Origin of the sequence: Microbacterium sp. LWH10-1.2, assembly GCF_038397765.1 — a bacterium.
Classification (GTDB): domain Bacteria; phylum Actinomycetota; class Actinomycetes; order Actinomycetales; family Microbacteriaceae; genus Microbacterium; species Microbacterium natoriense.
Window position 1 is genome coordinate 2,124,261 of sequence record NZ_CP151638.1, and the last position, 26,645, is coordinate 2,150,905.

Below are 26,645 nucleotides of genomic sequence, written 5' to 3' on the forward strand. Positions count from 1 at the left end.
CGAAAGGTTTGTTAGGACAGCAACCTAACAAACCCCGCCCGGGGTGACAACCCTCGGCGCCGACCGGAGGTAACGTTTCGGCCTCGACCTTCGGATCCGTCATGATTCCCCCCTAAAGGTCGAAAGGACACTAAGATCGACAGCGGAGGTTAAGGTAACTATGACTCAAAGCATCCGCGTGGCGGTCTCGACCGTCATCCTCACGTTGCGGCGCGCGGAGTCGGGCGCCGCCGTGCTCGCCCTTCCGCTCGTGTTGCGGACGCGCGAGCCCTTCGCGGACCAGTGGGCGCTCCCCGGCGGATGGCTCACGGCAGCGGAGTCTCCCGTCGATGCATCCGCCCGTACACTCGCCGAGACGACGGGCCTCTCTCCGAGCTACCTCGAGCAGCTCTACGCGTTCGGAGCGGTCGACCGCTCCCCCACCAGGGTCGTCTCCCTGGTGTACTGGGCGCTGCTGCGACAGGACGACGTCGATGCACAGATCGCCGCCCACCGCGCCTCGGGTCTCGCCCCCGAGAACGTGCGCTGGTTCGAGATCGACGCTCTGCCCGAGTTGGCTTTCGACCACGCCAAGATCATCGAGTACGCGCTCTGGCGACTCCGCAACAAGGTCGGCTACAGCCGCGTCGCCCACGGATTCCTCCCCGCCGAGTTCACCCTCGCCGATCTGCGCGAGGCGTACGAGGCGATCCTCGGCAAGTCCCTCGACCCGGCGAACTTCCGTCGCCAGGTCGAGGCCTCAGGCAACCTGCTCCCCACCGACCGCTTCCGCACCGGAAGCCACCGCCCCGCACGTCTCTACCGCTACAACACCGATGTCGCGCTGGCCGATCGCGGCCCGCTCGGCCCCGAGGAAACGAGCATCCGATGAGCATCACCTTCATCCCCGTCACCCGCCTCGACCCGTCGGTCGACCACCAGCTCCAGGAGATCGTGAGCGGGGCGTCGACAGACGCCACCTGCAGCACCGATCTCGCGGCCGGCCCCTGGGACTTCGACACCCGTCCCGGCTACGGCCCCGGCTCCTCGATGGGCGACGTGATCCCCACCGGCGCGCCCCGGCAGGGTGAGCTGCCGGTCGAGTATCGCGAAGCGGACGAAGACCAGCTCGACGCCCGCATCCGCGCCGCGAAGGAGACACTGGGAGACCGGGTCGTCGTGCTCGGCCACTTCTACCAGCGCGAGGAGGTCGTGCGCCACGCCGACTACGTGGGCGACTCCTTCCAGCTCGCCACGGCCGCGAAGGGCCGGACGGATGCCGAGGCGATCGTCTTCTGCGGCGTGCACTTCATGGCCGAGACCGCCGACCTGCTCTCCACACCGGACCAGGCCGTCATCCTGCCGAATCTCGCCGCCGGGTGCTCCATGGCCGACATGGCCGACATCGACCAGGTCGAGGACTGCTGGGAGCAGCTCGCCGATATCTACGGCGACATGGACGCGGTCGACGACGACGGGCGCGTCCCGGTGATCCCCGTCACGTACATGAACTCCTCTGCGGCGATCAAGGGCTTCGTCGGCCGTCACGGCGGCATCGTGTGCACCTCGTCGAACGCCGCGACCGTGCTGGAGTGGGCGTTCGAGCGCGGGAGGCGCGTGCTGTTCTTCCCCGATCAGCACCTGGGCCGCAACACCGCCAAGGCGATGGGCGTTCCGCTGGATCGGATGCCGATGTGGAATCCGCGCAGGGCGCTCGGCGGCTCGACCGCCGACGAGCTGGCCGATGCGCAGGTCATCCTGTGGCACGGGTTCTGCTCCGTGCACCGACGGTTCACCGTCGCGCAGATCGACCAGGCCCGCGCCGAGCACCCCGGAGTGCGCGTGATCGTGCACCCCGAGTGCCCGATGGAGGTCGTCGACGCCGCCGACGAGGCCGGTTCCACCGACTACATCCGCAAGGCGATCGAGGCGGCGACCGAGCCCACGACCTTCGCCGTCGGCACCGAGATCAACCTGGTGCGGCGCTTGGCGGCCCAGTACCCGCAGCACGAGATCTTCTGCCTCGACCCTGTCGTGTGCCCGTGCTCGACGATGTACCGCATCCACCCCGGCTACCTGGCCTGGGTGCTGGAGGAGCTCGTCGCCGGACGCACGCCCAACCGGATCACGGTGTCTGACGACGTGGCGGCTCCCGCCCGTGTGGCGCTCGAACGGATGCTCGCGGCGAAGCCCCCGGTCACGGCGGGCGCGAGATGAACGTCATCGTCGTCGGCTCAGGCATCGCAGGGCTCACCGCGGTGCTGCACGCGCACGAGGCCGGGCATCGGGTCTCGCTCGTGACCAAGGGCGCGCTCGGCGACGGCTGCACCGGGTTCGCGCAGGGCGGGGTCGCGGGCGTCTACGGACCAGGGGATTCGGCCGCTCGGCACGCCGCCGACACGATGGCCGCCGGCGCGGGGCTGTCGGACGCCGCCGCCGTCGACGTGCTCGTCGACGACGCGGCCGCGCGCATCGCCGAGCTGATCGCGCGCGGCGTCGCGTTCGACCGGGCACCCGACGGGCGGCTCCTGCTCGGACGGGAGGCCGCGCACAGCCATGCGCGCATCGTTCACGCGGGCGGAGACGCCACGGGCGCCGCGATCTCCCTGGCACTGGTCGCCGCGGTGCGGCGCACGAGCATCGACGTCACGGAGCATGCCTTCCTCGTCGACCTCCTGACGCGCGACGGATCGGTGCGCGGCATCCGCACTCTCGTCGACGGACGTCTGGTGGAGCGCGAGGCGGATGCCGTCATCCTCGCGACCGGAGGAGCCGGGCACCTCTACGTGCACACGACGAATCCGCTCGGAACCACCGGCGACGGGATCGCCGCGGCGCTCCGGGCCGGCGCCGCGGTCGCCGATCTGGAGTTCGTGCAGTTCCACCCGACGATCCTCGTGTCGGAGCCCGCGTTCCTCGTCTCCGAGGCCGTGCGCGGTGAGGGCGCGACCCTGATCGACGACGAGGGCCGCCGTTTCGTGTTCGACACCCACCCCGACGGCGAGCTCGCCCCCCGCGACGTGGTGTCCCGCGCGATCGCCAGGCAGGCGGCGGCGCAGGGTTCCCCGGTCCGGCTGGACGCGACCATGCTGGGCGCGGCACGGCTGGCGGAGCGCTTCCCCACCATCGACCGGGTGACCCGCGAGCGCGGATTCGACTGGGCCCGAGAGCCGATCCCCGTGACCCCGGCCGCCCACTACCTGATGGGCGGCGTCGTCACGGATCTCGACGGCCGCACGACCCTTCCCGGACTCGTCGCCGTCGGCGAGATCGCACGCACCGGCGTGCACGGCGCCAACCGCCTCGCGAGCAACTCGCTGCTGGAGGGCGCCGTCTTCGGGGCCAGGGCAGCCACGGCGCTCTCGGACCCGCACCCGCCGTTCCGGTCGCGGAACCGGTCGGCATCCCCGCGCCTCGCCGACCAGGTTCGCGACCGCAGCGACCAGGTTCGCCACCGGTGCGGTCACGAGAGCTTCACCCGCGCGGCGCTCCAGCGGCTCATGTGGGACGACGTGGGCCTCCTCCGCACAGAGGACGGGCTCGCGCGCGCCATCGACGTCATCCTGGCCTGGCAGGCGGATGCCGTCGCCCCCGCCACCGCCGCCGAGCACGAAGACGCGAATCTCCTCCTCCTCGCCGCCGAGACCGCCTCCGCCGCACGGAACCGCACCGCGAGCGTCGGCGCCCACTACCTCGAAGCCCCTCGTCTGGAGAGAGTCTGATGCTCACCGCAGCCACCGTCACCCGCGTTGTCGCCGCCGCCCTCGACGAGGACGCCCCCTGGGGCGACCTCACCAGCACGACCCTGCTGCCAGCCGACGCGACGGCGACCGCCGACCTCGTCGCGCGCGAGAACGGGGTGTTCAGCGGCGGCGAGGTCTTCACCGCCGCGTTCGCCCTCACCGACCCGTCCCTCGTCGTCGACGTGCACGTCGGCGACGGCGACGAGTTCCGCCCCGGAGATGTCCTCGCCTCGGTCACGGGATCCGCGCGGAGCATCCTCACCGCCGAGCGCATCGCACTGAACTTCACCCAGCGCATGAGCGGCATCGCGACTCTCACGGCGGCATACGTCCGCGCCGTGGAGGGAACCGGCGTCCGCATCGCCGACACGCGCAAGACGACACCGGGACTCCGCGCGTTCGAGCGGCACGCCGTGATCTCCGGCGGCGGCCGCAACCACCGGTTCTCCCTGTCGGACGCCGTGATGGCGAAGGACAACCACCTCGCCGTGCTGCAGCGCGCCGGCGGCGACCTCGCCGGGAGGCTTCGCGACGCCTTCGCGCACCTCCCCCACACGACGCACATCGTGGTCGAGGTCGACCGGCTCGATCAGATCCCGGCCGTGCTCGACGGCGGCGCCCACACCGTGCTGCTGGACAACTTCTCGCTGGACGATCTGCGGGCGGGCGTCTCGCTCATCGGCGATCGCGCACAGGTCGAGGCCTCCGGCGGTGTCAGCCTCGACACCGTCGCGGCCATCGCGGCCACCGGCGTCGACGTGATCTCCGTCGGCGCCCTGACGCACTCCGCCCGCGCCCTCGACCTCGGACTGGACGTCAGGATCGACTGATGCTGTACCTGGATCACGCCGCCACCTCGCCGGTGCGACCGGAAGTGCTCGAGGCGATGCGCCCGTACCTGACCGGGGTCTTCGGCAATCCCTCGAGTCACCACACGGTCGGCGAGGCCGCGGCGAGCGCGCTCGACGACGCCCGCCGACGTGTGGCGCGGGTGCTCGGGATGCGCACGGGAGACGTCGTCTTCACCAGCGGCGGCACCGAGGCAAACAACCTCGCGGTCAAGGGGATCGTGCTCGCCTCCCCGCGGAGGCATCTGGTCGTCTCCCCCATCGAGCACGAATCGATCCTCGAGTCGGCCGACTACCTGCGCCGCTTCCACGGCGTCGAGGTGTCCTCGCCTGCCGTCGACTCGGCAGGGCGGATCACGCCGGATGCCGTCGCCGCCGTGCTCCGCGACGACACCGCGCTGGTCGCGCTCGGCCACGCGAACAACGAGATCGGCACGGTGCAGGACGTCGTCGCGATCGCGGCCGTGGTCGACCAGGCCGGTGCCGCGCTGCACGTCGACGCCGTGCAGTCCGCCGGGTGGCTGCCGCTCGACGGTCTCGGTGCGGGCTCCATCGCGATCGCCGGCCACAAGCTCGGCGCCCCGAAGGGCATCGGAGCGCTGGCCGTGCGCGGACGGATCCCGCTGGAGCCGCTGCTGCACGGCGGCGGACAGGAGCGCGGGCGCCGCTCCGGCACCGAGAACGTCGCGAGCGCGGTGGCTCTGGCGACTGCCCTGGAACTCGCCGACGCGGAGCGCACCGAGGTCGCGGCCGGAGTCGGCGCATTCACACGGCGCTTCATCGCCGGCGTGCTCGCGTCCGCTCCGCAGGCCGCTCTGACCGGCGACCCGGTGCACCGGCTTCCCGGCACCGCGAGCTTCACCTTCGCCGGGGTCAGCGGCGAGGCGGTGCTGCTGGAGCTGGAGCGCCGCGGAGTCGTGTCCTCGAGCGGTTCGGCCTGCGCCGCCGGAAGCGACGAACCCTCGCATGTGCTGCTGGCCTGCGGCATCCCGCCCGAGGTCGCGCAGACCTCGGTGCGCTTCACGTTCGGGCGCGAGGCTCTCCCCGACGAGGCCGCAGGGCAGCTCGCGGCTCTCGTCGCGGAGTCCGTGCGCTCCGTCACCGGTCGCTGAGCCGCCTCCGCCCCCATCCGCTCGCCATAGACTCGGCTGGTGACTGCATCCGCTCCGCTCGTGACCGTGATCGTCCCCGGGCGCGACATCGCCGCGTTCGCTCCGGCCGCTCTCGACTCCCTGCGTGCGCAGACGGAATCACGGTGGCGAGCGATCCTGATCGACGACGGATCGACCGACGAGACCGCGGCGATCTTCGCGGATGCCGCCTCCTCCGACCCGCGATTCCGGATGCTCCGGCATGAGGCCTCTATCGGCCTCGGCGCCGCACGGAACGTCGGGCTGTCCCTCGTCGACACCGAGTATCTCGGGTTCCTCGACGGTGACGACGAACTCGCCCCCACCGCCCTCGCGCGACTCACCGGCACCCTCGCGGAGACGGGGAGCGACTTCGCGGCCGCTGCCTACGTGCGCTCGCGCTTCGACGGCGAGCGCTACGTCGCCGGGCGCGTGCAGCCGTGGGTCGCCGCAGCGACCGACCCCGCACGCCTCGGCACGACGATCGTCGAGCACCCGCGGGCGTCCGCGAACATCGTCGCCTGGTCGAAGGTGAGCCGCGCCGCGTTCTGGGCCGATCTGCGCTTCCCCGAGGGCGTCGCCTACGAGGACCAGATCGTCGCGCAGCAGATGTACACGCGCGCCCGTGCCTTCGACGTGATCCCCGACACCGTCGTGCGCTGGCGGCTCCGCGCCGACGGCACCTCGATCACGCAGGGAAAGGCGCAGCTGCCCGTCCTGCTCGATTACCTCACCGCGCTGCGCGGGGGCATCCGGGTTCTGCGCGATGCCGGGGCCCACGCCGCGGTCACGGCTAGACTCGAGCTCATCCTCACCATGGACGTGCCGCCGCTCCAGGAGATCGCCGGCACCCATCCGGACCCCGCATACGCTGCGGCGGTCTCGGCGTTCATCGCCGAACTGCGGTCACTGCCCGAGTTCGCAGACGCCCACCCCGACCCCGACCTCGTCGCCGCGCTCGCCTGGTGACGCCGGTCCACCTCGGGAAGCCGCAGACCGTCACTCCTCGTACGGCGTGTCACGCCGTGGACACGCCGCCCAGCCGCTGAACGATCCGCGTCTTCCCACATCAGGAGACACATGAACACCTATCTCGACTCCCTCTTCGGGCTCGACGGCCGCACCGCCATCGTCACCGGCGGCAGCTCCGGCATCGGCCGGGGCATCGCCACCGCGCTCGCTGGAGCGGGTGCCGCGACCGTCATCGTGGCCCGCGGGGCCGACCGCGTCGAGCAGACCGTGCGCGAGCTCACCGACGTCGGCGGCCGCGCCGCCGGCGTGGTCGGCGATCTGAGCACTCGCGCCGGCATCCGCGCGGTCGCCGAGGCTGCCGCCGAGCCCTTCGGCGAACCGGACATCCTCGTGAACTCCGCGGGGATCAATATCCGTCCGGCCTTCGCCGACATCACCGAGGACGACTGGGACGCGACCATGACCGTGAACGCCCTCGCTCCGTTCCTGCTCGGCCAGCGCTACGGGGTCGGCATGGCCGAGCGCGGCTACGGACGACTCATCCACATCAGCTCGCAGCAGGCACATCGCGCCTTCGTCGGCAGCGGCATCTACGGTGTCTCCAAGGGGGCTGTCGAGTCGCTCATGCGCTCGGAGGCGGAGGCGTGGGGCGGGACCGGGGTCACCAGCAACACCCTCGTGCCCGGTTTCGTGCTCACGCCCCTCAACGCGCGGCTGCAGGAGGACCCCGTGCAGATCGCCGCCCTCGCATCCCGGACCATGATCGGCCGCAACGGCCTCCCCTCCGACTTCGCGGCGGCGGCGGTCTTCCTCGCCGGCGCGGGTTCGGCCTATGTCACCGGGCACTCGCTGTTCGTCGACGGCGGTCTCTCGGTGCACTGAGCGCCGCTACGCCTCGTTCGGATACACCCGCTCCTCGGCGATCCTCGCGTCGAGGAGCGGGACCGGAGAGGTGAGCGCGGCGACGGCATCCTCGCCCGCCGAATCCGCAGGCGCCCTGTCTGCACGACGATCGGCGAACGCGGCGGCGAGCCCTCCGGTGACGGACTGCTCGACCTCCGTCTCGGTGTCGAGCACCAGCGAGGCAGCGACCTGCTGCGCAGCGAGCTCTGCGTACAGCCCGCCTTGGGCGAGCAGCTCTGCGTGGGTGCCGGACTCCACGATGCGCCCCGCCTCGAGCACGTGGATGACGTCGGCCCCCATCACCGTCGACAGCCGGTGGGCGATCGTGAGCGTTGTGCGGCCCTTGGCCGCTTCGTCCAGAGCCTCCTGCACGACGCGCTCCGACACCGTGTCGAGCGCCGAGGTCGCCTCGTCAAGCAGGAGCACCGGCGGATCCTTCAGCAGCACCCTGGCGATGGCGATGCGCTGCTTCTCGCCGCCGGAGAGCCGGTACCCGCGCTCGCCGACGATCGTGTCGTAGCCGTTCTCGAAGCCGGAGATGATGTGGTGGATGTTGGCCGCTGTGCACGCCGCGACGAGTTGGTCCTCCGTGGCGTCCGGCTTCGCGTAGAGCAGGTTCTCGCGGATCGTCGCGTGGAAGAGGTACGTCTCCTGCGAGACGATGCCCACCTGGTCGATGATCGACTCCTGCGTCAGGGTTCGGACATCGGCTCCGGCGAACAGCACGGCGCCGCCGTGCGCCTCATACAGCCGCGGTGCGAGGTACAGGATCGTGGTCTTGCCCGCACCGGACGGGCCGACGAAGGCGACGTGCTTTCCCGGCTCGGCGACGAAGGACACGCCCTGAAGCGTCGGACGCGCATCGGGGGCGGCATCCGGATACCGGAAGACGACGTCGGCGAACTCGATCCGGCCCCGAGGCCCTGGGGCCTCGGCGACCGTGATCGCCCCCGGAGCATCCTGGATCTCGGGCACGAGGTCGAGGTACTCGAAGATGCGCGCGAAGAGTGCGGACGAGGTCTGCAGATCGAGGGAGACCCGCATGAGCCCCATCAGCGGCATCAGCAGGCGCGCCTGCACTGTGGTGAACGCCACGACCGTTCCGGCGGTGATCGCACCGGTGCCCCCGGCGATCAGATAGCCCGAGACGAGGTAGATGATCGCCGGGACGGATGACATCAGCACCTGCACGACCGCGAAGAAGCCCTGACCGCTCATCGCCCGTCGCACCTGCAGCATCACCTGGTTGCGGTTCTCGGCCTGATAGCGGGCGGACTCGGTGCGCTGCCTGTTGAAGGACTTGGAGAGGAGGATCCCCGAGACGCTCAGCGTCTCCTGCGTGATCGAGGTGAGCTCCGACAGCGACTCCTGCGTCTCGCCCGCGATGCGCGCCCGCAGCTGGCCGACGCGGCGCTGGACCAGGATGAGGAACGGCATCATCACGACGGCGATGAGCGTCAGCCGCCAGTCGATGAGGATCATGGCGACGAGGGACGCCACGACCGTCACCGTGTTGCCGAGGATGCTGGTGACGGTGTTCGTCAGCACTCCGGAGACGCCGCCGACGTCGTTCTGCAGCCGCGACTGGATCACGCCCGTCTTGGTACGCGTGAAGAACCCGAGCTCCATAGCCTGCAGGTGCTCGAACAGCTTCACCCGCAGATCGCCGGTCACGCTGTTGCCGACGGTCGACGTCAGCCACGTCTGCGCGACGCCGAGCACCGCCGACAGCAGGAACAGCCCGATCGTCGCGAGCACGAGCCACAGCAGCAGATCGAGCTGCGGTCCGCCGCCGGACACCGGGAACAGCGCGTCGTCGAAGATCCGCTGCACGAGGAGCGGAGGGACGACGGCGATGGCGGCGCCGATGATCACGAGCGAGGCCGTGAAGCCGATGCGCCAGAGGTAGGGGTGGAAGAGGGCGATCACCCGCGAGCCGAGCCCGTCGATGCGCGGAGCGGCGGCGTTGATGCGCCGCTGCGCCGCCGCGTCGACCCCGTGGAATCCGCCGCGCGGACCGCCGCCCATGCCCATGCTCATCACGCCAGCGTACCCAGCCCCGCCGACACCGGCTCCGCATCCGCTGAGGGCGGATTCCTGTGAGTTCGGAATGAAATGTCCGAGGCAGCCGTTACGCTGAGTGACTCTCGTGCACTCGCACGCATCCCCCCTTCCTCGATGCCTTATGGAGGCCGCCCATGTCTGCCGTCGATACCGGCTCCATCTCGACGACCCCGGCCCCCTCGACAGGCCTGATCCCGCGCAGGGACATGCGCGTGATCTGGGTCCTGCTGACGGCCGCGTTCGTCACGATCCTCAACGAGACCACGATGGGCATGGCGATCCCGCATCTCATCGACGACCTCGGGATCACCCCGATCGCCGCACAGTGGGTCACCAGCGCCTTCATGCTGACGATGGCCGTCGTCATCCCGACGACCGGTTTCCTGCTGCAGCGCTTCACGACCCGTCAGGTGTTCCTGGCCGCCCTCGCGCTGTTCTCCGCCGGCACCCTGCTCGCCGCGTTCGCGCTGGGGTTCGAGATGCTGCTGGTCGCCCGTGTGGTGCAGGCGGGCGGCACCGCGATGATGATGCCGCTGCTCATGACCACGATGATGAACCTCGTGCCGAACGAGTCGCGCGGCCGCATGATGGGCCGCGTGAGCATCGTGATCTCGCTGGCTCCGTCGATCGGTCCGACGATGTCGGGCTTCCTTCTCGACCACTTCGGCTGGCGCTCGATCTTCGTCGTCGTGCTGCCGATCGCTCTGGTCGCGATGTTCGTCGGATGGCGTTGGCTGACCAACGTCGGCGAGACGACGAACGCTCCGCTGGATGTGCTCTCGATCATCCTGTCGGCCTTCGGCTTCGGCGGCATCGTCTACGGTCTCAGCCAGATCGGCGCCCTCGGCGAAGGCGGAGCCAACCCGGCGCCGCTGGTGATCGCCCTGGTCGTCGGCGTCATCGCACTGGGTGCGTTCCTGTGGCGTCAGGTGATCCTGCAGCGCAAGGACGACGCGCTGCTCGATCTGCGCGTCTTCCGCTCGCTCGGCTTCTCGCTGTCCATGGCGCAGATGTTCCTGCTCTCGCTGGCGTTCTTCGGAACCATCACGCTCGTCCCGCTCTACCTGCAGAAGGCGCTCATGCTGCCGACCACCGAGGCCGGCCTCATCATCCTCCCCGGCGCCCTGGCGATGGGCCTGCTCGGACCGATCATCGGCCGCATCTACGACGCGCGCGGCACGCGGATCCTGCTGATCCCCGGTGCGATCCTCGCCGCGGCGACGCTGTGGTTCTACACGACCCTCAGCACGACCACCCCGGTGTGGGTGGTGCTGCTCTCGCAGATCACGCTGTCGATCGGTCTCGCGCTGTCGTTCACTCCGCTGTTCACGGCGTCCCTCGCTTCGCTCACGCCGAAGTTCTACTCCTACGGGAGCGCCGTGATCGGCACCGTGCAGCAGGTCGCCGGCGCCGCGGGCATCGCGGTCATGGTCGCGGTGTACACCGTGGTCATGAACGCGAACGGCGGATCCGATGACCCGGCGGCTGTCGCCTCCGGGTCGCAGGTCGCATTCCTCATCGGCGCGGTCATCGCCACGCTCACCGTGGTGGGCGCGTTCTTCATCCGCAAGCCGGAAGACGACGGCAGCACCCCGCAGCACGCCGGACACTGACCGGCGAGGCGTCTGCCGCTACTCGGCCTTCTCGACAGGGGGCGCCGGGAAGTGGCAGACGCCGCCGCTGCAGTAACCCGCGGCGTCGTCGCCGAGCAGGTTGAGGGTACCGAGAAGAGAGTGGAGCGTCTCAGACGCATCCGCGCCGACGCCGTCCCCCTGTGTCTTCGTCATCCTTCGATGGTACGCCTGCTGCGCGGGGATGGCTCCGTCTTCGACGCCCCTCCGCCCCGCATCGGAGCGCACGACGCGCCCGGGACGAGGAGGCGACGAGACCGACAGCGGATCGACAGGGCTCACCCCCTACGGTTGAGGGATGCTCAGGTCATTCGTCGCCCGCCTCTTCTGGGTGTTCAGCCGCTGGACGCTCGCCTCGGAGCCGGCGCCGACACGGCCCACCGTGCTCATCGGTGCTCCGCACACCTCCAATTGGGACTTCGTGCTGATGCTCGCCATCGCGTGGCGCCTCGGCATCGACGTGCACTGGCTGGGTAAGAAGAGCCTCTTCCGCGGCTGGCGATGGCCGATCATGCGTGGGATCGGCGGCATCCCCGTCGACCGGGCCGATCCTGCGAGGGTCGTGAACGACGTGGTGAGCCAGGTCAACGACGGCGCCGTCTTCGGGCTCGTCGTCACCCCGGACGGGACCCGCGGCGGCAACGAGTACTGGAAGAGCGGCTTCTACCGCATCGCCGTCCAGACGGGGATGCCGGTGACGCTCGGCTTCGTCGACCGCACGACGATGACCACGGGGCTGGGCCCGACGATCGACCTCACCGGAGACGTCGCCGCCGACATGGACCGCATCCGCGCCTTCTACGCCGACAAGGCAGGTGTGCGCCCCGAGCGCCGCACCGAGCCACGGCTGCGCGAAGAGGGCTCCGCGCCCACGACGCTCTAGACGGCTCCCTGCGCGCCCCGCGAGACTGGGGTCATGAGCACTGATCCCGAGGTGGACGACCTCGCCGACGGACGCGACGAGACTCCCAACGAGCGCGCCGATCGCAACTGGGACGAGCTGATGCAGGAGCTGCGGGTCATGCAGACCGGCACGCAGATCCTCACCGGCTTCCTGCTCGCCGTCGCGTTCCAGCAGCGCTTCACCGAGATGGATGCCGCACAGCACGTGCTGTACATCGTGCTCGTCGCCCTCGCCGCCGTCGCGACCCTGCTCTCGCTGACCCCGGTCGGCATGCATCGCGCCCTGTTCGGCCGGAGGCGCAAGCCCGAGCTCGTGCGGATCGCCGCGCGCATCGTGACTCTCGACCTCTTCGTGATCGGCCTCCTCACCGCGGGCGTGACGACGCTGATCGTCGACTTCACCGTCGGCAGGTCGGCCGGTGCGCTCACCCTCGTCTGCTCCGTGGTGCTCGTCGGAGCGCTGTGGGCGGGGCTGTGGCGGATGCTCGCCGCTCGTCGGGCGGGCTGAGGTGTGAGGACCCTCCGAATCCGCGGTCGAGGGTTGCGGCATCCCGTCGGGTGAGGAAGCGTGGCCCGGACATGTCGTGACCTCGGCATGCCCAACCGGAAAGGAGAGCACCCATGCTCACCCTCACCGACAACGCCACCGCGATCGTGACGACCCTGGTCAGCCGTCAGAGCGACGCGGCCGATGCGGGTCTCCGCATCCACTCCACCGCCCCCGAGACGGCGGGCGGCGCACGACTGGCCGTGCAGGTCACCGCGCATCCAGAGCCCAGCGATCACGTCCTCGAGGCGTCCGGTGTGCGGCTCTTCATCGACGAGCCCGCGTCGGCGGTGCTCGATGACAAGATCCTCGATGCGGGAGTAAACGAGGCGGGATCCGTCTCGTTCACGGTGCTCCCCCAGACCGTCTGACCTCGCGGTCGGGACAGCGGATGCCGCGGCCTCCAGGTCGCGGCATCCGTGCTGTCCGGCGCCGGGTGGAACGGTGCCGGTCAGATCACGACGTCGATCCGGAGCGGCGTCCGACACGCGGCGCGGGACGGCTGATCCGGATCAGCCGAGTCCGACGACGAGGTTGATGATCGACGCGAGGATGACGGTGCCGAAGAGGTAGCCGAGCACGGTCTGGGCGATCACGACCCGGCGGAACTCGTTGCGGGTGAGGTTCGTGTCGGACACCTGGTACGTCATCCCCAGCCCGACAGAGAAGTAGACGAAGTCGGTGTACTCCGGGTCCTCCTCCTGGTTGAAGTCGATCCCTCCCACCGGCTCGGAGTAGTACATACGGGCGTACCGCAGCACGTACTCGGTGTGGATGAGCCCCCAGGATGCGGCGACGCTGAGCACGGCGATGCCCGCGAGCAGATACTCCTCGACGCCCGGGGTCTTCTGCGCCTGCACGAGCACGACGAGCACGGAGCCCAGGCTGACGAGGCTTCCGAGGATCGAGATCAGTCGCGCCACGCGGCGACCGGGGGCCTCCAGCGTCGCGTGCGCCCTCGTGTCGGCGGCATCCATCCTCCAGATGAGCAGCAGCACCCAGATCACGTTCGTCAGCGCGAAGACGCCCCATCCGGTCAGGATGCCCGCAGCAACCCCCAGCAACGGCCCCACGGCGATACCTGCGGCGAGTCCGCCGATGATCGAGAGGAGAGCCCGCAGACGGACGAATGCGCGCGCGGAGGGTGTGGCCATACCTGGATGCTATCGGGCGAGCCGCATGGCGGGTCGGAGTGCATCGGCGATCCGGCGCGGCTCGGACGGCCGGATGCCGGTCACAGCTCGGTGACCCGGCCCTCCTCGACGCGCCAGCGGCGGTCGGTCCGCACGGTGTCGAGCATCCGTCGATCGTGGGTGACGAGCAGCAGGGTGCCCTCATACGAATCGAGGGCCTGCTCCAGCTGCTCGATGGCCGCGAGATCGAGGTGGTTCGTCGGCTCGTCGAGCACGAGCAGGTTGGTGCCGCGCGCCTGCAGGAGCGCGAGCCCCGCGCGCGTGCGCTCTCCTGGCGACAGCTCGTCGACCGGCCGGTTGACATGGTCGGCCCTGAGTCCGAACTTCGCGAGCAGGGTGCGCACCTCGCCGGTCGCGTACTCCGGCACCAGGTCCTCGAATGCTCCCGCGAGCGGTCGGGCCCCGGCGAGGAGGGAGCGCGCCTGGTCGATCTCGCCGATCTGCACGCTCGCCCCGAGGCTCGCGGTGCCGTCATCGGGGAGCTGCTGGCCGAGCAGCGCGCGCAGCAGGGTGGACTTGCCCGCACCGTTGGGTCCGGTGATGCCGATGCGCTCCCCCGCGTTCACCTGGAGCGACACCGGGCCGAGGGTGAAGGAGCCCTGACGGAGGATCGCGGCGCTCAGGGTCGACACGACCGAGCTCGATCGCGGCGCAGCGGCGATGCTGAACTCGAGCTGCCACTCCTTGCGCGGTTCCTCGACCTCCTCGAGCCGGGCGATCCTGCTCTCCATCTGACGCACCTTCTGCGCCTGCTTCTCGCTCGACTCGGTGGAGGCCTTGCGGCGGATCTTGTCGTTGTCCGGCGACTTCCTCATGGCGTTGCGCACGCCCTGGCTCGACCATTCCCGCTGCGTCCGTGCGCGGGACACGAGGTCGGCCTTCTTCTCCGCGAACTCGTCGTACTTCTCGCGTAGGTGCCGACGCACGGTCGCCCGCTCCTCCAGGTACGCGTCGTAGCCGCCGCTGTACACGCGGTTCGTGCCCTGCGCGAGGTCGAGCTCCAGCACGCGCGTCACACAGCGGGAGAGGAACTCGCGGTCATGGCTGACGAGCACCACTCCACCGCGGAGTCCGCGCACGAACGTCTCCAGACGCTCCAGACCGTCGAGGTCGAGGTCGTTGGTGGGCTCATCGAGCAGCACGATGTCGAATCGCGAGAGGAGGAGGGCGGCGAGCCCCACTCTTGCCGCCTGCCCTCCGGACAGGGAGGTCATCAGCGCGTCCCCGGCGGCGTCGCCGAGGTCGAGTCCCAGTTCGGCGAGCACGGCGGGGACGCGCTCCTCGAGGTCCGCGGCTCCGCTCGCCAGCCAGCGGTCGAGCGCCGCCGAGTAGACATCGGCCGGGTCTGCTCCCGGGCGCGCGAGCGAGGGGTCGCCGAGCGCGGCAGCCGCGGCATCCATCTCCGCTGTCGCGGACGCGCATCCCGTGCGGCGCGCGATGTACGCCGACACCGTCTCCCCCGCGATGCGCTCGTGCTCCTGCGGCAGCCAGCCGACGAACGCGTCGGCCGGCGCCAGCGCGATGCTCCCCGCCTGAGGTTCGTCGAGCCCGGCGAGCAGGCGGAGGAGGGTGGACTTTCCCGCGCCGTTCGCCCCCACCACGCCGACCACGTCGCCGGGAGCGACGGTGAGATCGAGGGAGTCGAAGAGGGTGCGGTGACCGTACCCTCCGGCCAGGTCCTGGGCCACCAGTGTCGCGGTCATCAGACAATCCTGTCATCGACGCAGGTCGGCGGATGACACGGCATCCCGCTCACTCGCGCTGCCGGCTGTGGTCCTTCAGGTCGGGTGCCGATCGCAGGATGTCGGCGATCTCCTCCTCCGGCCTCGGAGCGACGTTCTCGTCGGCCTCCAGCTCCGGGACGGTCGGCTCGCCGGGCGCGGGGATGTGCCCGTGAGGGGCATGCTCATCGTGGTCGGGCACGGCTGCTCCTTCGGTCGGTGACACGCACAGCGTACGCCGACCGCGTCGCTGCGGCACCGTAGCGACGCGTACGCTGGGGAGTCGACCGCGATCCTCGCGGGAAAGGAACGGCTCTCCGTGAACATCACCCAGCTTCGACGTTTCGTCGCCGTCGCCGAGGAGCTGCATTTCCCCCGCGCCGCAGAGTCCCTCGGCATCCCGCTCGCCGCGCTCTACTCGACGATCGAGAAGCTGGAGGACGAGGTGGGGCACCCTCTCGTCACGCGTGGAGGCGAGACGAAGATCACCGCAGCCGGGCTGCTCCTGCTCGATGAGGCGAGGGAGCGGATCGCCGCGGAGCCGGCTCCCGTCGCGAAGCCTGTCGCCCCGGCCGGCGGCAAGGCCAAGGCCTCCAAGGGCAGGGGCCGCGCACCGGTGGTCAAGGGTCAGCCCAAGCCCTACAAGAAGCGCCAGGGGCGCTGACGCGCGCTAGCGCAGCACGGGCGTCTGGGTCACGCGATCAGCATAGGGCGAACTCAGTCCCAGTCGAGGTACTCCTCGATGACCACGGCGGTCTCGATCGGGTGGTGCATCGGGAAGAGGTGGTCTCCGCCGATGGTTTTGATGCTCGACCGGTCGGGGATCGTCGAGTGCAGGTGCTCAGCATTGACCGGCGGGTTCACGTCGTCATCGGTGCCCTGCACGATGAGCACGGGGATCGCCGGCGCGATCTCGACATCAGCCTCCTCGACGCCGAGCAGCAAGAGGCCGTTCGCGCGGTCGGGGTGCGCCGCGACGAGTGCGCGCGCCACGGTCCCGCCGAAGCCGTGCCCGCCGATCCACGTGTCCTGAAGACCGACATGATCGATGACGGCGAGAGCATCCTCGACCCGCTCCTCGAACGAGGCGCCGGCAGCGTCGGCCCTGTGCCCGATGCGCAGCACATGGAAGCCGGCCTCCTCGGCGAGGTAATGCGCGACGACGCCGAGCACATCGGCGGCGAGACCGTGCTCCTGGATCAGCACGAGCTTGACCGGACCGTCTCCCTCGTCGACGAAGGGGATCGCGCGTCCGTCGGGCTCGAAGATCTGGGTGTCGGTCATCTGCGTCGGTCTCCTTGCACGATCGATGCTTCGTCTGCGGCGCTGCGCCTGGGTGTATGGGCCGTCGCTAGCCTCAAGGACCGAAACGGCCTCTCCAGCGTATCTCCCCACAACCGTGCGGCGGACGCGCGCGTCGCCGGAAGCGCCGGCGCTCCTGCTGCTCGGCCGGTTCAGATCGCTCTATCTGGACTCACCGCACGCCCCCGTCCGCCTGATCCGGCTGGCACCGGGGACAACGCTGCGCGGATGCTCCTCCGAAGATGTGGTCGACGATCGTGGTGCCGCACACAGGGCATGTCTGCCCTCCGCGCCCATGGACGGACATGGCTTGAATCTTTGCGGGTTTGAGGGCGTCAGGAGGCAGTCCCCGGCGGTCGGCGAGCGCTCCGCGCATGATGTCGACGGTGGCGGCGAACAGCCTCTCTCTGGCCTCGGAGTCCAGCACCGCAGCGTGCACGACCGGAGAGAGGCGCGCCCGGTGCAGGATCTCATCGGAGTAGGCGTTGCCGATTCCCGCGATGGACGTCTGCTCCTGCAGCAGCGCCTTGATCTGCTTCTTGCGGGTGCCGAGTGCGCGCTCGAAGTCCTCGCGGGAGAAGTCGACTGAGAGCGGGTCCGGGCCTAGCGCCGCGATGCCCGCGACGTCCGAAGGGGCGTCCACGATCGCAGCTGTGACAGCGAGGAAGTCGCCCGCGTCGACGATCCGCATCACTGCACCGTCATCGAGGGTGACTCTCGCGACCTCCGGAACGAGCTCGTCGACAGAGACATCTCCTGCCGCCTTCCACCGGATCCAGCCGTTGCGTCCGAACCCGATGATCATCCACCCCGCCGAGGTGTCGATCCCGAGGTGCTTCCCGAAGCGCCGTAGACCGGAGATCCGCGCGCCGATGAGCGACGCAGGCGGGCGTTCGCGAGTCTTGATGATGCGGAACTCGCCGATGTCGATCTCAGCGATGACACGGTCTCGGACTCGCTCATCGAAGAACTCGACGAGCGCCTGCACCTCCGGAGATTCGGGCATGCGTCCATCGTCGCACCGGCATCCGACATACGGCGAGGCCCATCGACGACGAGCGGAAGATCGAGGTTCTCGCGAAAAGCACCAGGACGGCGAGCACGGACGTTACAGGCGCAACTCGGACGTTCGCCTTCGCTGCCGCTGGCCGACGCTTCAGTCCGATCTAGCGACCTCGCTCTCCTCGACTGAGATGTACGCCGTCCCGCGTACATCGCAGCCGAGAAGAGCAAGCTGTCCGATGAGGTCGGCGGTCAGTACGAATCCGCCCTGGGTGCTGTCAGAGTCGCCCGACCACCACAGAACGGTCTCCGCATCCTTCCGCAACTCGACAAGTGCCTCCGCCCGCGGAGTAAGCAGCCCGACGAGCGCAGTCAGCGCCGCGAATCCCGTCTCGTCTTCCGCGTCGACCCGGTGGCTATCGGAGTCGACGTCGATCGACCAGTAGGTGCGCTGGTAGGTGAGGTACTGCGGCTTGAGCTTGCGGCCTGCATGCCCGGCTGGCGTCAGTTCTCCGACATCGCCATGCATATCGGGCTCCAGGTTCAGCAGTTCGCTGATCTCCGAGGCCGACCGCCGGCCACCGTATACGGCGAAGCTCGCCCGGTTCCACCTGATCAACGCAGCTCCGTCGGCCGCATCCACACGACGCAGTCGTGGAGTCCGACATGATCGTCCATGCCACGACCATAGCGGTGGAGCCGCCTCACGCGACAGACGGGTCGGTTCTCAGCCGGTGACGACAGCTCAGCTGAGGGCGCCCTGCCGCCGCTCCCCTCCGTGTGTGAGTCAGTTGTTGAAGCGGAACTCCACGACGTCGCCATCCTGCATGACGTAGTCCTTGCCTTCGAGGCGGGCCTTGCCCTTGGCGCGGGCCTCGATGACCGACCCCGTCTCGACGAGGTCGTCGAACGAGACGATCTCCGCCTTGATGAAGCCCTTCTCGAAGTCGGTGTGGATGACTCCGGCGGCCTGCGGGGCCTTCCAGCCCTTGCCGATGGTCCAGGCGCGCGCTTCCTTGGGGCCCGCCGTCAGGTACGTCTGCAGGCCGAGGGTGTCGAAGCCGATGCGGGCGAGCTGGTCGAGACCCGACTCGTCCTGTCCCGTCGAGGCCAGCAGCTCAGCGGCATCCTCAGGGTCGAGGTCGATGAGCTCGGACTCGATCTTCGCGTCCAGGAAGATCGCCTTCGCGGGGGCGACCAGCGCGGCCAGCTCCTCCTTGCGGGCAGCGTCCGTCAGCACGCCCTCGTCGACGTTGAAGACGAAGATGACGGGCTTCGAGGTGAGCAGGCCGAGCTCGCGGATCGGCGCGAGATCGAGGCCGGACACCGAGAGCAGCACGCCGCGCTCGAGGGCCTCCTTCGCCGCCTGCGCGGTCTCGAGCACGATCGGCTCGATCTTCTTGCCGCGGACTTCCTTCTCGTAGCGGGTGATCGCCCTGTCCACGGTCTCGAGGTCGGCGAGCATGAGCTCCGCGTTGATCGTCTCCATGTCGGACGCCGGGTTCACCGCGCCGTCCACGTGCACGACGTCGTCATCGGCGAAGCCGCGGACGACCTGGGCGATCGCGTCGGCCTCGCGGATGTTCGCGAGGAACTTGTTGCCCAGACCCTCGCCCTCGCTCGCGCCCCGGACGATGCCGGCGATGTCGACGAACGACACCGCGGCGGGGAGGATGCGCTCACTGCCGAAGATCTCCGCGAGCTTGTCGAGACGCGAGTCGGGCAGGTTCACCACGCCGACGTTGGGCTCGATCGTCGCGAACGGGTAGTTCGCCGCGAGGACGTCGTTCTTGGTGAGAGCGTTGAAGAGGGTGGACTTGCCGACGTTGGGCAGGCCGACGATTCCGATTGTAAGAGCCACGGAAGTCGAGTCTACCGGGGGCGGATGCCGCGAACCTGCGCCCGGTAGACGCCCTCCCGGATCCGGATCTCCGCTCGAGATCCGGAAGGTTCGCGCGCGACGATCCGGATCCCGGTCGATTGGCCGGGTCTCGGAGCGCCCGGTCGGCAGGATCCCGCCGGCCTCAGCTCCTGATCGCGCGGAACGCCCGCGTCACGTACGGCAGATCGATCACGGCATCCCCGTGGAGTCCCAGCTCGTCGAACAGGGCGTCCATCTCGCCGTGGACACGCGCCTTCTCCTCATCGGATGCCGTGATGATGTAGCTGCGCGACGACGCCATGCTGTGCAGCTGCTCACGGGTGATGGGCCGCACCCATTCCCAGGTCTCCTCCTCGAGCTCCCCGAACGGCGTCGCGATCGAAGGGCCTCCCTCGGCCATCATGATCTCGGCGTTGCTGCCGTGCATGATCTCGGTGAGACGGCGCACCCAGTCGGCGCGCTCGTCACGAAGGTTCCAGATCAGCCCCAGCACTCCTCCGGATTTCACGACGCGCCCGACCTCTGCGGAGGCCGTCACGGGGTCCACCCAGTGCCACGCCTGGCCGAGAACGACGGCGTCGAGACCCGCGTCCGGCAGCGGCAGGGACTCGGCGGTGCCCACGAAGGTCGGCACACCGGGCACGGCATCGCGCAGGGCGGAGAGCATCGCAGGATCCGGGTCGATCGCCACGATCTCGGCATCCGGGGCCGCGGCGAGCACTCGGGTGAGCTTGCCCGTGCCCGCCCCGACGTCGGCGATGCGCGTGGACCCCGCGGGCATCGGCTCGAGCATCCAGGCGACCGCCTCGAACGGATAGTCGGGTCTCCCCGCCTCGTAGTTCCCCGCCTCTGCTCCGAACGACGTCGCCATATCCTCAGCCATATCGCCAGCCTACGGCGAGTCTTCCGGACCCGCTCGGAGGGCGGGGTGAAAGTGGAGAGGTGCCCCTGGACTTCACCGCGATCGACTTCGAGACGGCGAACTCCAGCCCCGCCTCGGCCTGCTCCGTCGGACTCGTCCGCGTTCGCGATGGCCACGTCGTCGCCACCGCGGGCTGGCTGATCCAACCGCCCGCAGGCCACGACGAGTTCCAGGAGTGGAACGTCAAGATCCACGGCATCCGTCCGCACGACGTGCGGGATGCCGCCACCTGGTCCGAGCAGTTCGACCGCCTGTGCGCGTTCGCCGGCGCCGACGTGCTGGTCGCGCACAACGCCGGATTCGATCTGAACGTGCTGCGCCGCGCCTCGGAGGCGACGGGCGAGATCTGCCCACCGTACCGCTCGCTGTGCAGCCTGCAGGTGGCGCGGAAGACGTACGAGCTCGACTCCTACCGTCTGCCCAAGGCCGCTGCCGCCGCGGGATTCTCGGAGTTCTCGCACCACGATGCGCTGGCCGACGCCCGCGCCTGCGCCGAGATCGTGATCGACTCCGCCCGACGTGCCGAGGCGTCGGACGTGTTCGGTCTCGCCAGGGCTCTGGGCCTCCGCGTCACCGAACCGGTCGCCGCCGCGGAGGAACGCGCCGTCGCCTGACATCCCCCCGATGTCGGTGGTCGAGGGCATCATCGGATCCATGGATCCTCTGACGATCGTCCTCCTCCTCATCGCCCTCGCGGCCGGTGCCGCCCTGGGCTGGTACCTGCGCGCGGGCCGAGGAGCGGCGGAGCTGGCCAGAGCACAGGCCGAGCTCGCCGCCGCGCGCGACGACCGCGACAGACAGTACGACCTGTATCGTGATGCCGTCGAGCACGCCCGTGAGGAGCAGCGGGCCGAGGCGATCCGCGTGCAGCAGCAGAACGCCGTCCTGACGGCGCTCGCTCCCGTGCGCGAGAGCCTCCAGCAGATGCAGCACAAGGTCGCGACGATCGAGCAGGAGCGCCATGCGCAGTTCGGGTCGCTCGCCGAGCAGCTGCGTCGCGCGCAGGAGTCCGATGAGGCGCTGCGCGCGACGACCGAGTCGCTCGCCGGAGCACTGAAGTCGACGGCGACCAGGGGCGTGTGGGGTGAGACGCAGCTGCGGCGCGTCGTCGAGGCCGCCGGCCTCACCCGGCACGTCGACTTCGATCTACAGTCGACCATCTCCTCGGATCGCGGCGTCGGTCGGCCCGACATGGTGATCAGGCTCGCCGGTGGCGCGTCGATCCCCGTCGACGCGAAGGTCCCCCTCGACGCCTATCTCGAGGCATCGGCGCTGCCGGCGGGCGACGCGCACGAGGCGGAGCGGCGCATGCTCATGCAGAAGCACGTGAAAGCGGTGCGCGCACACATCGACGCGCTCACCAAGAAGGCCTACTGGTCTGGCCTCGAGTCGAGCCCCGAGTTCGTGATCTGCTTCCTGCCGAGCGAATCGCTGCTCGCCGCGGCGATCGACGAGGATCCGACACTGCTCGACTACGCGTTCAGCCGCCGGGTGGCGCTGGCCTCACCCGTCAATCTCTGGGCGGTGCTCAAGACGGTCGCCTACACCTGGACCCAGCAGGAGGTGTCGACCGAGGCTCGCACTCTGCTCGCCCTCGGCACGCAGCTGTACGACCGCCTCGGCGTGCTGGCCGGCCATGCCGACGACCTCCGCCGCGCCCTGGAGCGCACGGTCGACAGCTACAACCGCTTCGCCGGTTCGCTGGAGAACCGCGTGCTCGTGACGGCCCGGCAGTTCCCCGGCATCGACTCCTCGACGCTCGACGCGTCGCCGCAGGTGATCGGAGGCAGCGCGCGCCGATTCACAGCGGCCGAGCTCGTCAGCGACGTGGATGCCGCCGAGCCCGTGCGGGCCGAGCTGGGCGATGTGCGTCGGCGGCTCGAGGGCGACTGAGGCCGTCGAAACGACCAGAGTCCGACCGGAGTCCGCTCCGATCAGAGACCGACCGGAGTCCGCTCCGATCAGAGACCTGATCAGACGACGCCGGAGACTCAGTCAGGCGACACCGGAAAGCTGCTCAGGCGACGCCGGGGACGCCCGAGAGCAGGAGGATCACCAGTCCGCTGGTGGCGAGGAACGCGCCGATCATCCACCAGGCGCTGACCTCGTGTCCCTCGTCGCGACGCACGCGGAAGAGCACATCGGCACGGCGAGCCGGGTCGACCGCGTGGACCGTGGCGGCGGAGGCGGCTGCTGCTTTGGCTGCCGCGTCGATCTCGTCGACGTTCACCCGGAGGATGCGCCCGGTGTTCGTCGTGACGAACTTGGTCGGCGCGGCCTTCGAATCGCTCGTGTGCTGCGTTGCCATCTGCTTCGCCCTCCTGTGTCTGCGGTGCCTGCGGCTCCGTCGACGGTGAGAAACCCAGAGACAATTGTCACACGACGCGCACGGAAACCACGGCTCAGCGCTCCGGGCAGGGGTTCCGTCTCGATAACGATGCCGCGCGCACCGCAGCTCTCACGATGCCGCGCGTCGCCGTCAGCGCAGGATCAGAGCCACTTCGAGACGAGGTGCTCCGAGGCGATCCGCCGCAGGGTGCCCGATGCGCCGCGCAGCACGACGCTCTCGGTGTAGATGTAGCCGCCCTCGCGACGCACACCCGCGACGAGCTGACCGTCGGTCACACCCGTCGCCACGAAGATCGTGTTGTCGCCCCGGACGAGATCGTCGGCCTCATAGACCTTGTCCATGTCGAGACCGGCGTCGATGCCGCGCTGACGCTCGTCGTCATCACGAGGCCACAGGCGGCCCTGGATGTGACCGCCGAGCGCCTTGATCGCGCACGCGGTCACGATGCCCTCGGGGCTGCCGCCGACGCCGACGCACATGTCGGTGCGCGCGCCGTGGCGTGCGGCGTTGATGCCGCCCGCGACATCGCCGTCGCTCATCAGACGGGTGCCGGCTCCGGCATCCCTGATCTCCTGGATGAGCTGCTCGTGGCGCGGACGGTTCAGGACGGAGACGACGATCTCGTCGACCGGCTTGCCCAGCGCGGCCGAGAGGCGACGGATGTTCTCGCCGATCGGGAGGCGGATGTCGACGACGCCGACGCCCGCGGGACCGGTGACGAGCTTGTCCATGTAGAAGACGCTGGACGCGTCGAGCATCGTTCCACGGTCGGACACGGCGATCACCGACAGCGCGTTCTGGCGGCCGGCTGCTGTCAGGGAGGTGCCGTCGATCGGGTCGACCGCGATGTCGCAGAGCGGCCCGGTGCCCGTGCCGACGACCTCGCCGTTGAAGAGCATCGGGGCGTTGTCCTTCTCGCCCTCGCCGATGACGACCTGCCCCTGGAAGGCGACGGTGCCGAGGAAGGCGCGCATGGCGTCGACAGCCGCACCGTCGGCGGCCTCCTTCGCGCCACGGCCGATGAACGGCACCGCACGGATCGCGGCCGCCTCGGTCGCGCGCACCAGCTCCATTGCGAGGTTGCGGTCGGGACGAAGAGGGCTCAGATCACCAGTCAGACTCACCATGCGGCAAGAGTAGCCAGAATCGCGGTGGCAATCGCCTCCTTTCGGGCAAAATCGCATGAAGGAATCGTGATTCTTAACCGTGCGGCAGAGAGTCCCCCTCCGGAGCGTCATCCCGACGGCATCCCCTCCCCTTCCCGGCTAGAGTGACTGCTGTCCCGGCTCACCTATCGCAGGAGTTCTCATGCCCGTCGCCACCCCGGACCAGTACGCAGAAATGCTCGACCGCGCGAAGGCCGGCGGCTTCGCGTACCCCGCATTCAACGTCTCGAGCTCGCAGACGATCAACTCCGTCCTCCAGGGCCTGACCGAGGCCGGTTCCGACGGCATCATCCAGGTCACCACGGGCGGCGCCGACTACTTCGCCGGCCACACGGTCAAGGCACGTGCCACCGGTGCTCTCGCCTTCGCCCGGTACGCGACCGAGGTCGCCAAGAACTACCCCGTCACCGTCGCGCTGCACACCGACCACTGCCCGAAAGACGCCCTCGCCGGCTTCGTCGAGCCGCTGATCACCGCTTCCGAAGAAGAGGTGAAGGCCGGCCGCAACCCGATCTTCCAGTCGCACATGTGGGACGGCTCGGCCGTTCCCCTCGCGGAGAACATCGAGATCGCCAAGGACCTCCTCCCCCGCATGAAGGCGATCAACGCCATCCTCGAGGTCGAGATCGGCGTCGTCGGCGGCGAGGAGGACGGCGTGCAGCACGAGGGCTCGAACGAGGCTCTCTACACGACCTTCGCCGACGTCGACCAGGCCGTCCAGGCACTGGGCCTCGGCGAGCAGGGCCGCTACATCGCCGCCCTCACCTTCGGCAACGTGCACGGCGTGTACAAGCCGGGCGGCGTGAAGCTGCGCCCGGAGCTCCTCGGCGAGATCCAAGCCGAGGTCGCTGCGAAGTACAACACGGCTGCCAAGCCCCTCGACCTCGTCTTCCACGGCGGCTCGGGCTCGACCGACGAGGAGATCGCCCTCGCGGTCGCCAACGGCGTCATCAAGATGAACATCGACACCGACACGCAGTACGCGTACACGCGTGCGATCGCCGACTACATGTTCAAGAACTACGACGGCGTCCTGAAGGTCGACGGCGAGGTCGGGAACAAGAAGCTGTACGACCCGCGCGCCTGGGGCAAGATCGCGGAGACCGCGATGGCCGCCCGCGTCGTCGAGTCGACCCGCCAGCTCGGCTCCTACGGACAGTCGAAGAGCTGACAGACGAGCATCGTCACGGAATGCCCCGGCCGGGAACGGCCGGGGCATTCTCCGTCTGAGCGGGGCTCTTCCCGGACAGCCGCGAACCCCGCCGTCGGCGGCGCCGCGCACGGACTGCGGGTCACGGACCCCGGTAGATGTCCAGGATGCTCGGGGCGTGATCGGGGCGGTGGACCACGACGATCTCGTCGCCGGCCTCGATCCTGCCGTTCTTCACCACGCGGAGGTAGGGACCGAGACGACGCGCATCCGAGAAGCGCTTCACCCAGCCGCGTTCCGCATCGCCGCCGACGCGACGGGCGAACGTCTGGCACGGCGTGCGCGGCATGGTGACCTCGACGATCACGGTCGAGCCGATCCGCCACTGCTCGCCCACCAGGGCCGCGTTCACGTCGATGCCCTCGACCCGCAGGTTCTCCCCGAACCACCCAGGAGGAGTGTCGCGTCCGAGCTCGGCCGCCCAGTAGGCGGCATCCTCCTCGGAGTACGCGTACAGCGCCTTGTCCGGTCCGCCGTGATGTCTGCGATCGGCCTGCACGTCGGCGTAGACGCCGTAGGAGCCGACCTTCACCGGCCCCTCGACCGCCCTCTTGTCGATCGCGGTGATCCCGACGGTGCCGGCATCCGGCAGCAGCTGATGGACCGCGCAGACGGCGACGAGACGGCTCATCGCGTCGTCATGCTCTCGAGGTACGCGATGAACGCCGGGTCTCCCATCAGAGGGATCGCCGCGAAGACGGAGGTCACCAGCAGCGTCACCGCGGCGCCGACGAGCGGCACCCACCAGGTGAGCTTGCCCTGGCGCAGCCTCCGCAGCGAGATCACGGCGGTGAGGCACCATCCGATGACGAGCACGATCGCGGCGACCGTGCCCCAGATCCTGCCCTGGTCGTAGTTCGTGAACTCCCCGTCGATCCCCATCACCTTCATGACCTCGGTCATGACCCTGCCGAAGTCGAGGTACGACAGGCCAGCGGTGATGACGTTGACGAGGCCATAGGCGAGCAGCACGACGGTCGCGAACCGGTCGACGGGGCGACGGGGCGCTGCTGCGGGCGCGACCTCGGAGGCGACAGGAGCGACGGGCTCGACAGACTCGACCTCGCTCAGCGGCGGGAGGCCGGCGGCTCTGCGCTGTTCTTCCGGAGTCGCGAGTTCGCCGTACTGTGGCCGCTGATCGATCATCACGCCATGCTAACCGCCCTGGCCTGGAGCG

29 protein-coding genes are annotated in these 26,645 nt (G+C 69.5%); 15 read left to right on the forward strand and 14 right to left on the reverse strand.

Annotation, left to right across the window (positions count from 1 at the left end):
- Positions 1–160: 160 nt before the first annotated feature.
- From MRBLWH10_RS10175 to MRBLWH10_RS10205, 7 genes are all read left to right on the forward strand, one after another.
- Complete coding sequence (locus MRBLWH10_RS10175; protein ID WP_341939763.1) at positions 161–871, forward strand: NUDIX domain-containing protein; 711 nt, start codon at positions 161–163, stop codon at positions 869–871.
- Positions 868–2,196, forward strand: coding sequence for a quinolinate synthase NadA (gene nadA / locus MRBLWH10_RS10180; protein WP_341939764.1), 1,329 nt, complete (start codon positions 868–870; stop codon positions 2,194–2,196). Before MRBLWH10_RS10175 ends, nadA begins: the two co-directional genes overlap by 4 nt.
- The gene (gene nadB / locus MRBLWH10_RS10185) at positions 2,193–3,701 is read left to right on the forward strand and encodes an L-aspartate oxidase (protein ID WP_341939765.1); all 1,509 of its coding nucleotides are present in this window, start codon (positions 2,193–2,195) and stop codon (positions 3,699–3,701) included. The genes nadA and nadB overlap by 4 nt, the downstream gene beginning before the upstream one ends.
- A complete protein-coding gene (gene nadC / locus MRBLWH10_RS10190; protein WP_341939766.1) occupies positions 3,701–4,552 on the forward strand; it encodes a carboxylating nicotinate-nucleotide diphosphorylase in 852 nt (283 codons plus the stop codon). Before nadB ends, nadC begins: the two co-directional genes overlap by 1 nt.
- Positions 4,552–5,682, forward strand: a complete 1,131-nt coding sequence (locus tag MRBLWH10_RS10195; RefSeq protein WP_341939767.1) for a cysteine desulfurase family protein — start codon at positions 4,552–4,554, stop codon at positions 5,680–5,682. Before nadC ends, MRBLWH10_RS10195 begins: the two co-directional genes overlap by 1 nt.
- Positions 5,683–5,721: 39 nt before the next feature.
- On the forward strand, positions 5,722–6,669 hold the full coding sequence (locus tag MRBLWH10_RS10200; RefSeq protein WP_105672558.1) for a glycosyltransferase family A protein: 948 nt from the start codon (positions 5,722–5,724) through the stop codon (positions 6,667–6,669).
- A gap of 111 nt (positions 6,670–6,780) precedes the next feature.
- Entirely contained in the window at positions 6,781–7,554 is a 774-nt protein-coding gene (locus MRBLWH10_RS10205; protein WP_341939768.1) for an SDR family oxidoreductase, read from the forward strand.
- A 6-nt stretch (positions 7,555–7,560) separates the two neighbouring features.
- Here the strand turns inward: MRBLWH10_RS10205 and MRBLWH10_RS10210 are convergent, their stop codons facing one another.
- The gene (locus MRBLWH10_RS10210) at positions 7,561–9,615 is read right to left on the reverse strand and encodes an ABC transporter ATP-binding protein (protein ID WP_341939769.1); all 2,055 of its coding nucleotides are present in this window, start codon (positions 9,613–9,615) and stop codon (positions 7,561–7,563) included.
- Positions 9,616–9,773: 158 nt separating this feature from the next.
- Between MRBLWH10_RS10210 and MRBLWH10_RS10215 the strand changes: the two genes are divergently transcribed.
- Complete coding sequence (locus tag MRBLWH10_RS10215; RefSeq protein ID WP_341939770.1) at positions 9,774–11,252, forward strand: DHA2 family efflux MFS transporter permease subunit; 1,479 nt, start codon at positions 9,774–9,776, stop codon at positions 11,250–11,252.
- A gap of 18 nt (positions 11,253–11,270) precedes the next feature.
- Here the strand turns inward: MRBLWH10_RS10215 and MRBLWH10_RS10220 are convergent, their stop codons facing one another.
- Positions 11,271–11,426 (reverse strand): hypothetical protein, encoded by a 156-nt coding sequence (locus MRBLWH10_RS10220; protein WP_341939771.1) that lies wholly within the window; start codon positions 11,424–11,426, stop codon positions 11,271–11,273.
- 142 nt (positions 11,427–11,568) lie between these two features.
- Here MRBLWH10_RS10220 and MRBLWH10_RS10225 point away from each other — a divergent pair, with 142 nt between their 5' ends.
- The 3 genes from MRBLWH10_RS10225 (at position 11,569) to MRBLWH10_RS10235 (ending at position 13,091) form a co-directional block, all read left to right on the forward strand.
- Positions 11,569–12,153, forward strand: coding sequence for a 1-acyl-sn-glycerol-3-phosphate acyltransferase (locus MRBLWH10_RS10225; protein WP_341939772.1), 585 nt, complete (start codon positions 11,569–11,571; stop codon positions 12,151–12,153).
- Positions 12,154–12,186: 33 nt separating this feature from the next.
- Positions 12,187–12,681: a DUF6328 family protein gene (locus MRBLWH10_RS10230; protein ID WP_341939773.1), complete on the forward strand. Its 495-nt coding sequence runs from the start codon at positions 12,187–12,189 to the stop codon at positions 12,679–12,681.
- A 113-nt stretch (positions 12,682–12,794) separates the two neighbouring features.
- The gene (locus tag MRBLWH10_RS10235; protein ID WP_341939774.1) at positions 12,795–13,091 is read left to right on the forward strand and encodes a Fe-S cluster assembly protein HesB; all 297 of its coding nucleotides are present in this window, start codon (positions 12,795–12,797) and stop codon (positions 13,089–13,091) included.
- Between the two features lie 141 nt (positions 13,092–13,232).
- Here MRBLWH10_RS10235 and MRBLWH10_RS10240 read toward each other — a convergent pair whose 3' ends face one another.
- The 3 genes from MRBLWH10_RS10240 to MRBLWH10_RS10250 all read right to left on the reverse strand — a co-directional run bounded on the left by MRBLWH10_RS10240 (position 13,233) and on the right by MRBLWH10_RS10250 (position 15,836).
- The gene (locus MRBLWH10_RS10240) at positions 13,233–13,874 is read right to left on the reverse strand and encodes a DUF1345 domain-containing protein (protein ID WP_341939775.1); all 642 of its coding nucleotides are present in this window, start codon (positions 13,872–13,874) and stop codon (positions 13,233–13,235) included.
- 80 nt (positions 13,875–13,954) lie between these two features.
- On the reverse strand, positions 13,955–15,616 hold the full coding sequence (locus MRBLWH10_RS10245) for an ABC-F family ATP-binding cassette domain-containing protein (RefSeq protein WP_341939776.1): 1,662 nt from the start codon (positions 15,614–15,616) through the stop codon (positions 13,955–13,957).
- 49 nt (positions 15,617–15,665) lie between these two features.
- Positions 15,666–15,836 carry a hypothetical protein gene (locus tag MRBLWH10_RS10250; protein ID WP_341939777.1) on the reverse strand — a complete coding sequence of 57 codons (171 nt, stop codon included), beginning with the start codon at positions 15,834–15,836 and terminating at the stop codon, positions 15,666–15,668.
- Positions 15,837–15,953: 117 nt separating this feature from the next.
- On the opposite strand from MRBLWH10_RS10250, the gene MRBLWH10_RS10255 reads away from it, so the two are divergent.
- On the forward strand, positions 15,954–16,298 hold the full coding sequence (locus tag MRBLWH10_RS10255) for a LysR family transcriptional regulator (protein ID WP_341939778.1): 345 nt from the start codon (positions 15,954–15,956) through the stop codon (positions 16,296–16,298).
- 53 nt (positions 16,299–16,351) lie between these two features.
- Here MRBLWH10_RS10255 and MRBLWH10_RS10260 read toward each other — a convergent pair whose 3' ends face one another.
- The 5 genes from MRBLWH10_RS10260 to MRBLWH10_RS10280 form a co-directional block, all read right to left on the reverse strand.
- Entirely contained in the window at positions 16,352–16,918 is a 567-nt protein-coding gene (locus MRBLWH10_RS10260; protein WP_341939779.1) for an alpha/beta hydrolase, read from the reverse strand.
- A gap of 190 nt (positions 16,919–17,108) precedes the next feature.
- The gene (locus MRBLWH10_RS10265) at positions 17,109–17,942 is read right to left on the reverse strand and encodes a DNA-formamidopyrimidine glycosylase family protein (RefSeq protein ID WP_341939780.1); all 834 of its coding nucleotides are present in this window, start codon (positions 17,940–17,942) and stop codon (positions 17,109–17,111) included.
- Positions 17,943–18,092: 150 nt separating this feature from the next.
- Positions 18,093–18,581, reverse strand: coding sequence for a hypothetical protein (locus MRBLWH10_RS10270; protein WP_341939781.1), 489 nt, complete (start codon positions 18,579–18,581; stop codon positions 18,093–18,095).
- Positions 18,582–18,725: 144 nt separating this feature from the next.
- The gene (gene ychF / locus MRBLWH10_RS10275; protein WP_105672571.1) at positions 18,726–19,799 is read right to left on the reverse strand and encodes a redox-regulated ATPase YchF; all 1,074 of its coding nucleotides are present in this window, start codon (positions 19,797–19,799) and stop codon (positions 18,726–18,728) included.
- Between the two features lie 163 nt (positions 19,800–19,962).
- A complete protein-coding gene (locus tag MRBLWH10_RS10280) occupies positions 19,963–20,703 on the reverse strand; it encodes a class I SAM-dependent methyltransferase (RefSeq protein WP_341939782.1) in 741 nt (246 codons plus the stop codon).
- A 59-nt stretch (positions 20,704–20,762) separates the two neighbouring features.
- Here MRBLWH10_RS10280 and MRBLWH10_RS10285 point away from each other — a divergent pair, with 59 nt between their 5' ends.
- Together MRBLWH10_RS10285 and MRBLWH10_RS10290 are read left to right on the forward strand one after the other, a co-directional pair.
- Positions 20,763–21,356 (forward strand): 3'-5' exonuclease, encoded by a 594-nt coding sequence (locus tag MRBLWH10_RS10285; RefSeq protein ID WP_341939783.1) that lies wholly within the window; start codon positions 20,763–20,765, stop codon positions 21,354–21,356.
- A gap of 40 nt (positions 21,357–21,396) precedes the next feature.
- Complete coding sequence (locus MRBLWH10_RS10290) at positions 21,397–22,635, forward strand: DNA recombination protein RmuC (protein ID WP_341939784.1); 1,239 nt, start codon at positions 21,397–21,399, stop codon at positions 22,633–22,635.
- Positions 22,636–22,759: 124 nt separating this feature from the next.
- Here MRBLWH10_RS10290 and MRBLWH10_RS10295 read toward each other — a convergent pair whose 3' ends face one another.
- Together MRBLWH10_RS10295 and glpX are read right to left on the reverse strand one after the other, a co-directional pair.
- On the reverse strand, positions 22,760–23,050 hold the full coding sequence (locus MRBLWH10_RS10295) for a hypothetical protein (RefSeq protein ID WP_105672574.1): 291 nt from the start codon (positions 23,048–23,050) through the stop codon (positions 22,760–22,762).
- 182 nt (positions 23,051–23,232) lie between these two features.
- A complete protein-coding gene (gene glpX / locus MRBLWH10_RS10300) occupies positions 23,233–24,219 on the reverse strand; it encodes a class II fructose-bisphosphatase (protein ID WP_105672575.1) in 987 nt (328 codons plus the stop codon).
- 181 nt (positions 24,220–24,400) lie between these two features.
- Here glpX and fbaA point away from each other — a divergent pair, with 181 nt between their 5' ends.
- A complete protein-coding gene (fbaA, locus tag MRBLWH10_RS10305) occupies positions 24,401–25,429 on the forward strand; it encodes a class II fructose-bisphosphate aldolase (protein WP_341939785.1) in 1,029 nt (342 codons plus the stop codon).
- 121 nt (positions 25,430–25,550) lie between these two features.
- Here the strand turns inward: fbaA and MRBLWH10_RS10310 are convergent, their stop codons facing one another.
- Both MRBLWH10_RS10310 and MRBLWH10_RS10315 read right to left on the reverse strand, forming a co-directional pair.
- Positions 25,551–26,099 carry an MOSC domain-containing protein gene (locus MRBLWH10_RS10310; protein ID WP_105672577.1) on the reverse strand — a complete coding sequence of 183 codons (549 nt, stop codon included), beginning with the start codon at positions 26,097–26,099 and terminating at the stop codon, positions 25,551–25,553.
- Positions 26,096–26,614 carry a DUF6264 family protein gene (locus MRBLWH10_RS10315; RefSeq protein WP_341939786.1) on the reverse strand — a complete coding sequence of 173 codons (519 nt, stop codon included), beginning with the start codon at positions 26,612–26,614 and terminating at the stop codon, positions 26,096–26,098. The genes MRBLWH10_RS10310 and MRBLWH10_RS10315 overlap by 4 nt, the downstream gene beginning before the upstream one ends.
- Between the last annotated feature and the right edge of the window lie 31 nt (positions 26,615–26,645).

Bases quoted from the DNA above. Each gene is read 5' to 3' on its own strand.
- MRBLWH10_RS10175 (WP_341939763.1), top strand. From the start codon at position 161: ATGACTCAAAGCATCCGCGTGGCGGTCTCGACCGTCATCCTCACGTTG.
- nadA (WP_341939764.1), top strand. From the start codon at position 868: ATGAGCATCACCTTCATCCCCGTCACCCGCCTCGACCCGTCGGTCGAC.
- nadB (WP_341939765.1), top strand. From the start codon at position 2,193: ATGAACGTCATCGTCGTCGGCTCAGGCATCGCAGGGCTCACCGCGGTG.
- nadC (WP_341939766.1), top strand. From the start codon at position 3,701: ATGCTCACCGCAGCCACCGTCACCCGCGTTGTCGCCGCCGCCCTCGAC.
- MRBLWH10_RS10195 (WP_341939767.1), top strand. From the start codon at position 4,552: ATGCTGTACCTGGATCACGCCGCCACCTCGCCGGTGCGACCGGAAGTG.
- MRBLWH10_RS10205 (WP_341939768.1), top strand. From the start codon at position 6,781: ATGAACACCTATCTCGACTCCCTCTTCGGGCTCGACGGCCGCACCGCC.
- MRBLWH10_RS10210 (WP_341939769.1), bottom strand. From the start codon at position 9,615: ATGAGCATGGGCATGGGCGGCGGTCCGCGCGGCGGATTCCACGGGGTC.
- MRBLWH10_RS10215 (WP_341939770.1), top strand. From the start codon at position 9,774: ATGTCTGCCGTCGATACCGGCTCCATCTCGACGACCCCGGCCCCCTCG.
- MRBLWH10_RS10220 (WP_341939771.1), bottom strand. From the start codon at position 11,426: ATGACGAAGACACAGGGGGACGGCGTCGGCGCGGATGCGTCTGAGACG.
- MRBLWH10_RS10225 (WP_341939772.1), top strand. From the start codon at position 11,569: ATGCTCAGGTCATTCGTCGCCCGCCTCTTCTGGGTGTTCAGCCGCTGG.
- MRBLWH10_RS10230 (WP_341939773.1), top strand. From the start codon at position 12,187: ATGAGCACTGATCCCGAGGTGGACGACCTCGCCGACGGACGCGACGAG.
- MRBLWH10_RS10235 (WP_341939774.1), top strand. From the start codon at position 12,795: ATGCTCACCCTCACCGACAACGCCACCGCGATCGTGACGACCCTGGTC.
- MRBLWH10_RS10240 (WP_341939775.1), bottom strand. From the start codon at position 13,874: ATGGCCACACCCTCCGCGCGCGCATTCGTCCGTCTGCGGGCTCTCCTC.
- MRBLWH10_RS10245 (WP_341939776.1), bottom strand. From the start codon at position 15,616: ATGACCGCGACACTGGTGGCCCAGGACCTGGCCGGAGGGTACGGTCAC.
- MRBLWH10_RS10260 (WP_341939779.1), bottom strand. From the start codon at position 16,918: ATGACCGACACCCAGATCTTCGAGCCCGACGGACGCGCGATCCCCTTC.
- MRBLWH10_RS10265 (WP_341939780.1), bottom strand. From the start codon at position 17,942: ATGCCCGAATCTCCGGAGGTGCAGGCGCTCGTCGAGTTCTTCGATGAG.
- MRBLWH10_RS10280 (WP_341939782.1), bottom strand. From the start codon at position 20,703: ATGGCTGAGGATATGGCGACGTCGTTCGGAGCAGAGGCGGGGAACTAC.
- MRBLWH10_RS10290 (WP_341939784.1), top strand. From the start codon at position 21,397: ATGGATCCTCTGACGATCGTCCTCCTCCTCATCGCCCTCGCGGCCGGT.
- MRBLWH10_RS10295 (WP_105672574.1), bottom strand. From the start codon at position 23,050: ATGGCAACGCAGCACACGAGCGATTCGAAGGCCGCGCCGACCAAGTTC.
- glpX (WP_105672575.1), bottom strand. From the start codon at position 24,219: ATGGTGAGTCTGACTGGTGATCTGAGCCCTCTTCGTCCCGACCGCAAC.
- fbaA (WP_341939785.1), top strand. From the start codon at position 24,401: ATGCCCGTCGCCACCCCGGACCAGTACGCAGAAATGCTCGACCGCGCG.
- MRBLWH10_RS10310 (WP_105672577.1), bottom strand. From the start codon at position 26,099: ATGAGCCGTCTCGTCGCCGTCTGCGCGGTCCATCAGCTGCTGCCGGAT.
- MRBLWH10_RS10315 (WP_341939786.1), bottom strand. From the start codon at position 26,614: ATGATCGATCAGCGGCCACAGTACGGCGAACTCGCGACTCCGGAAGAA.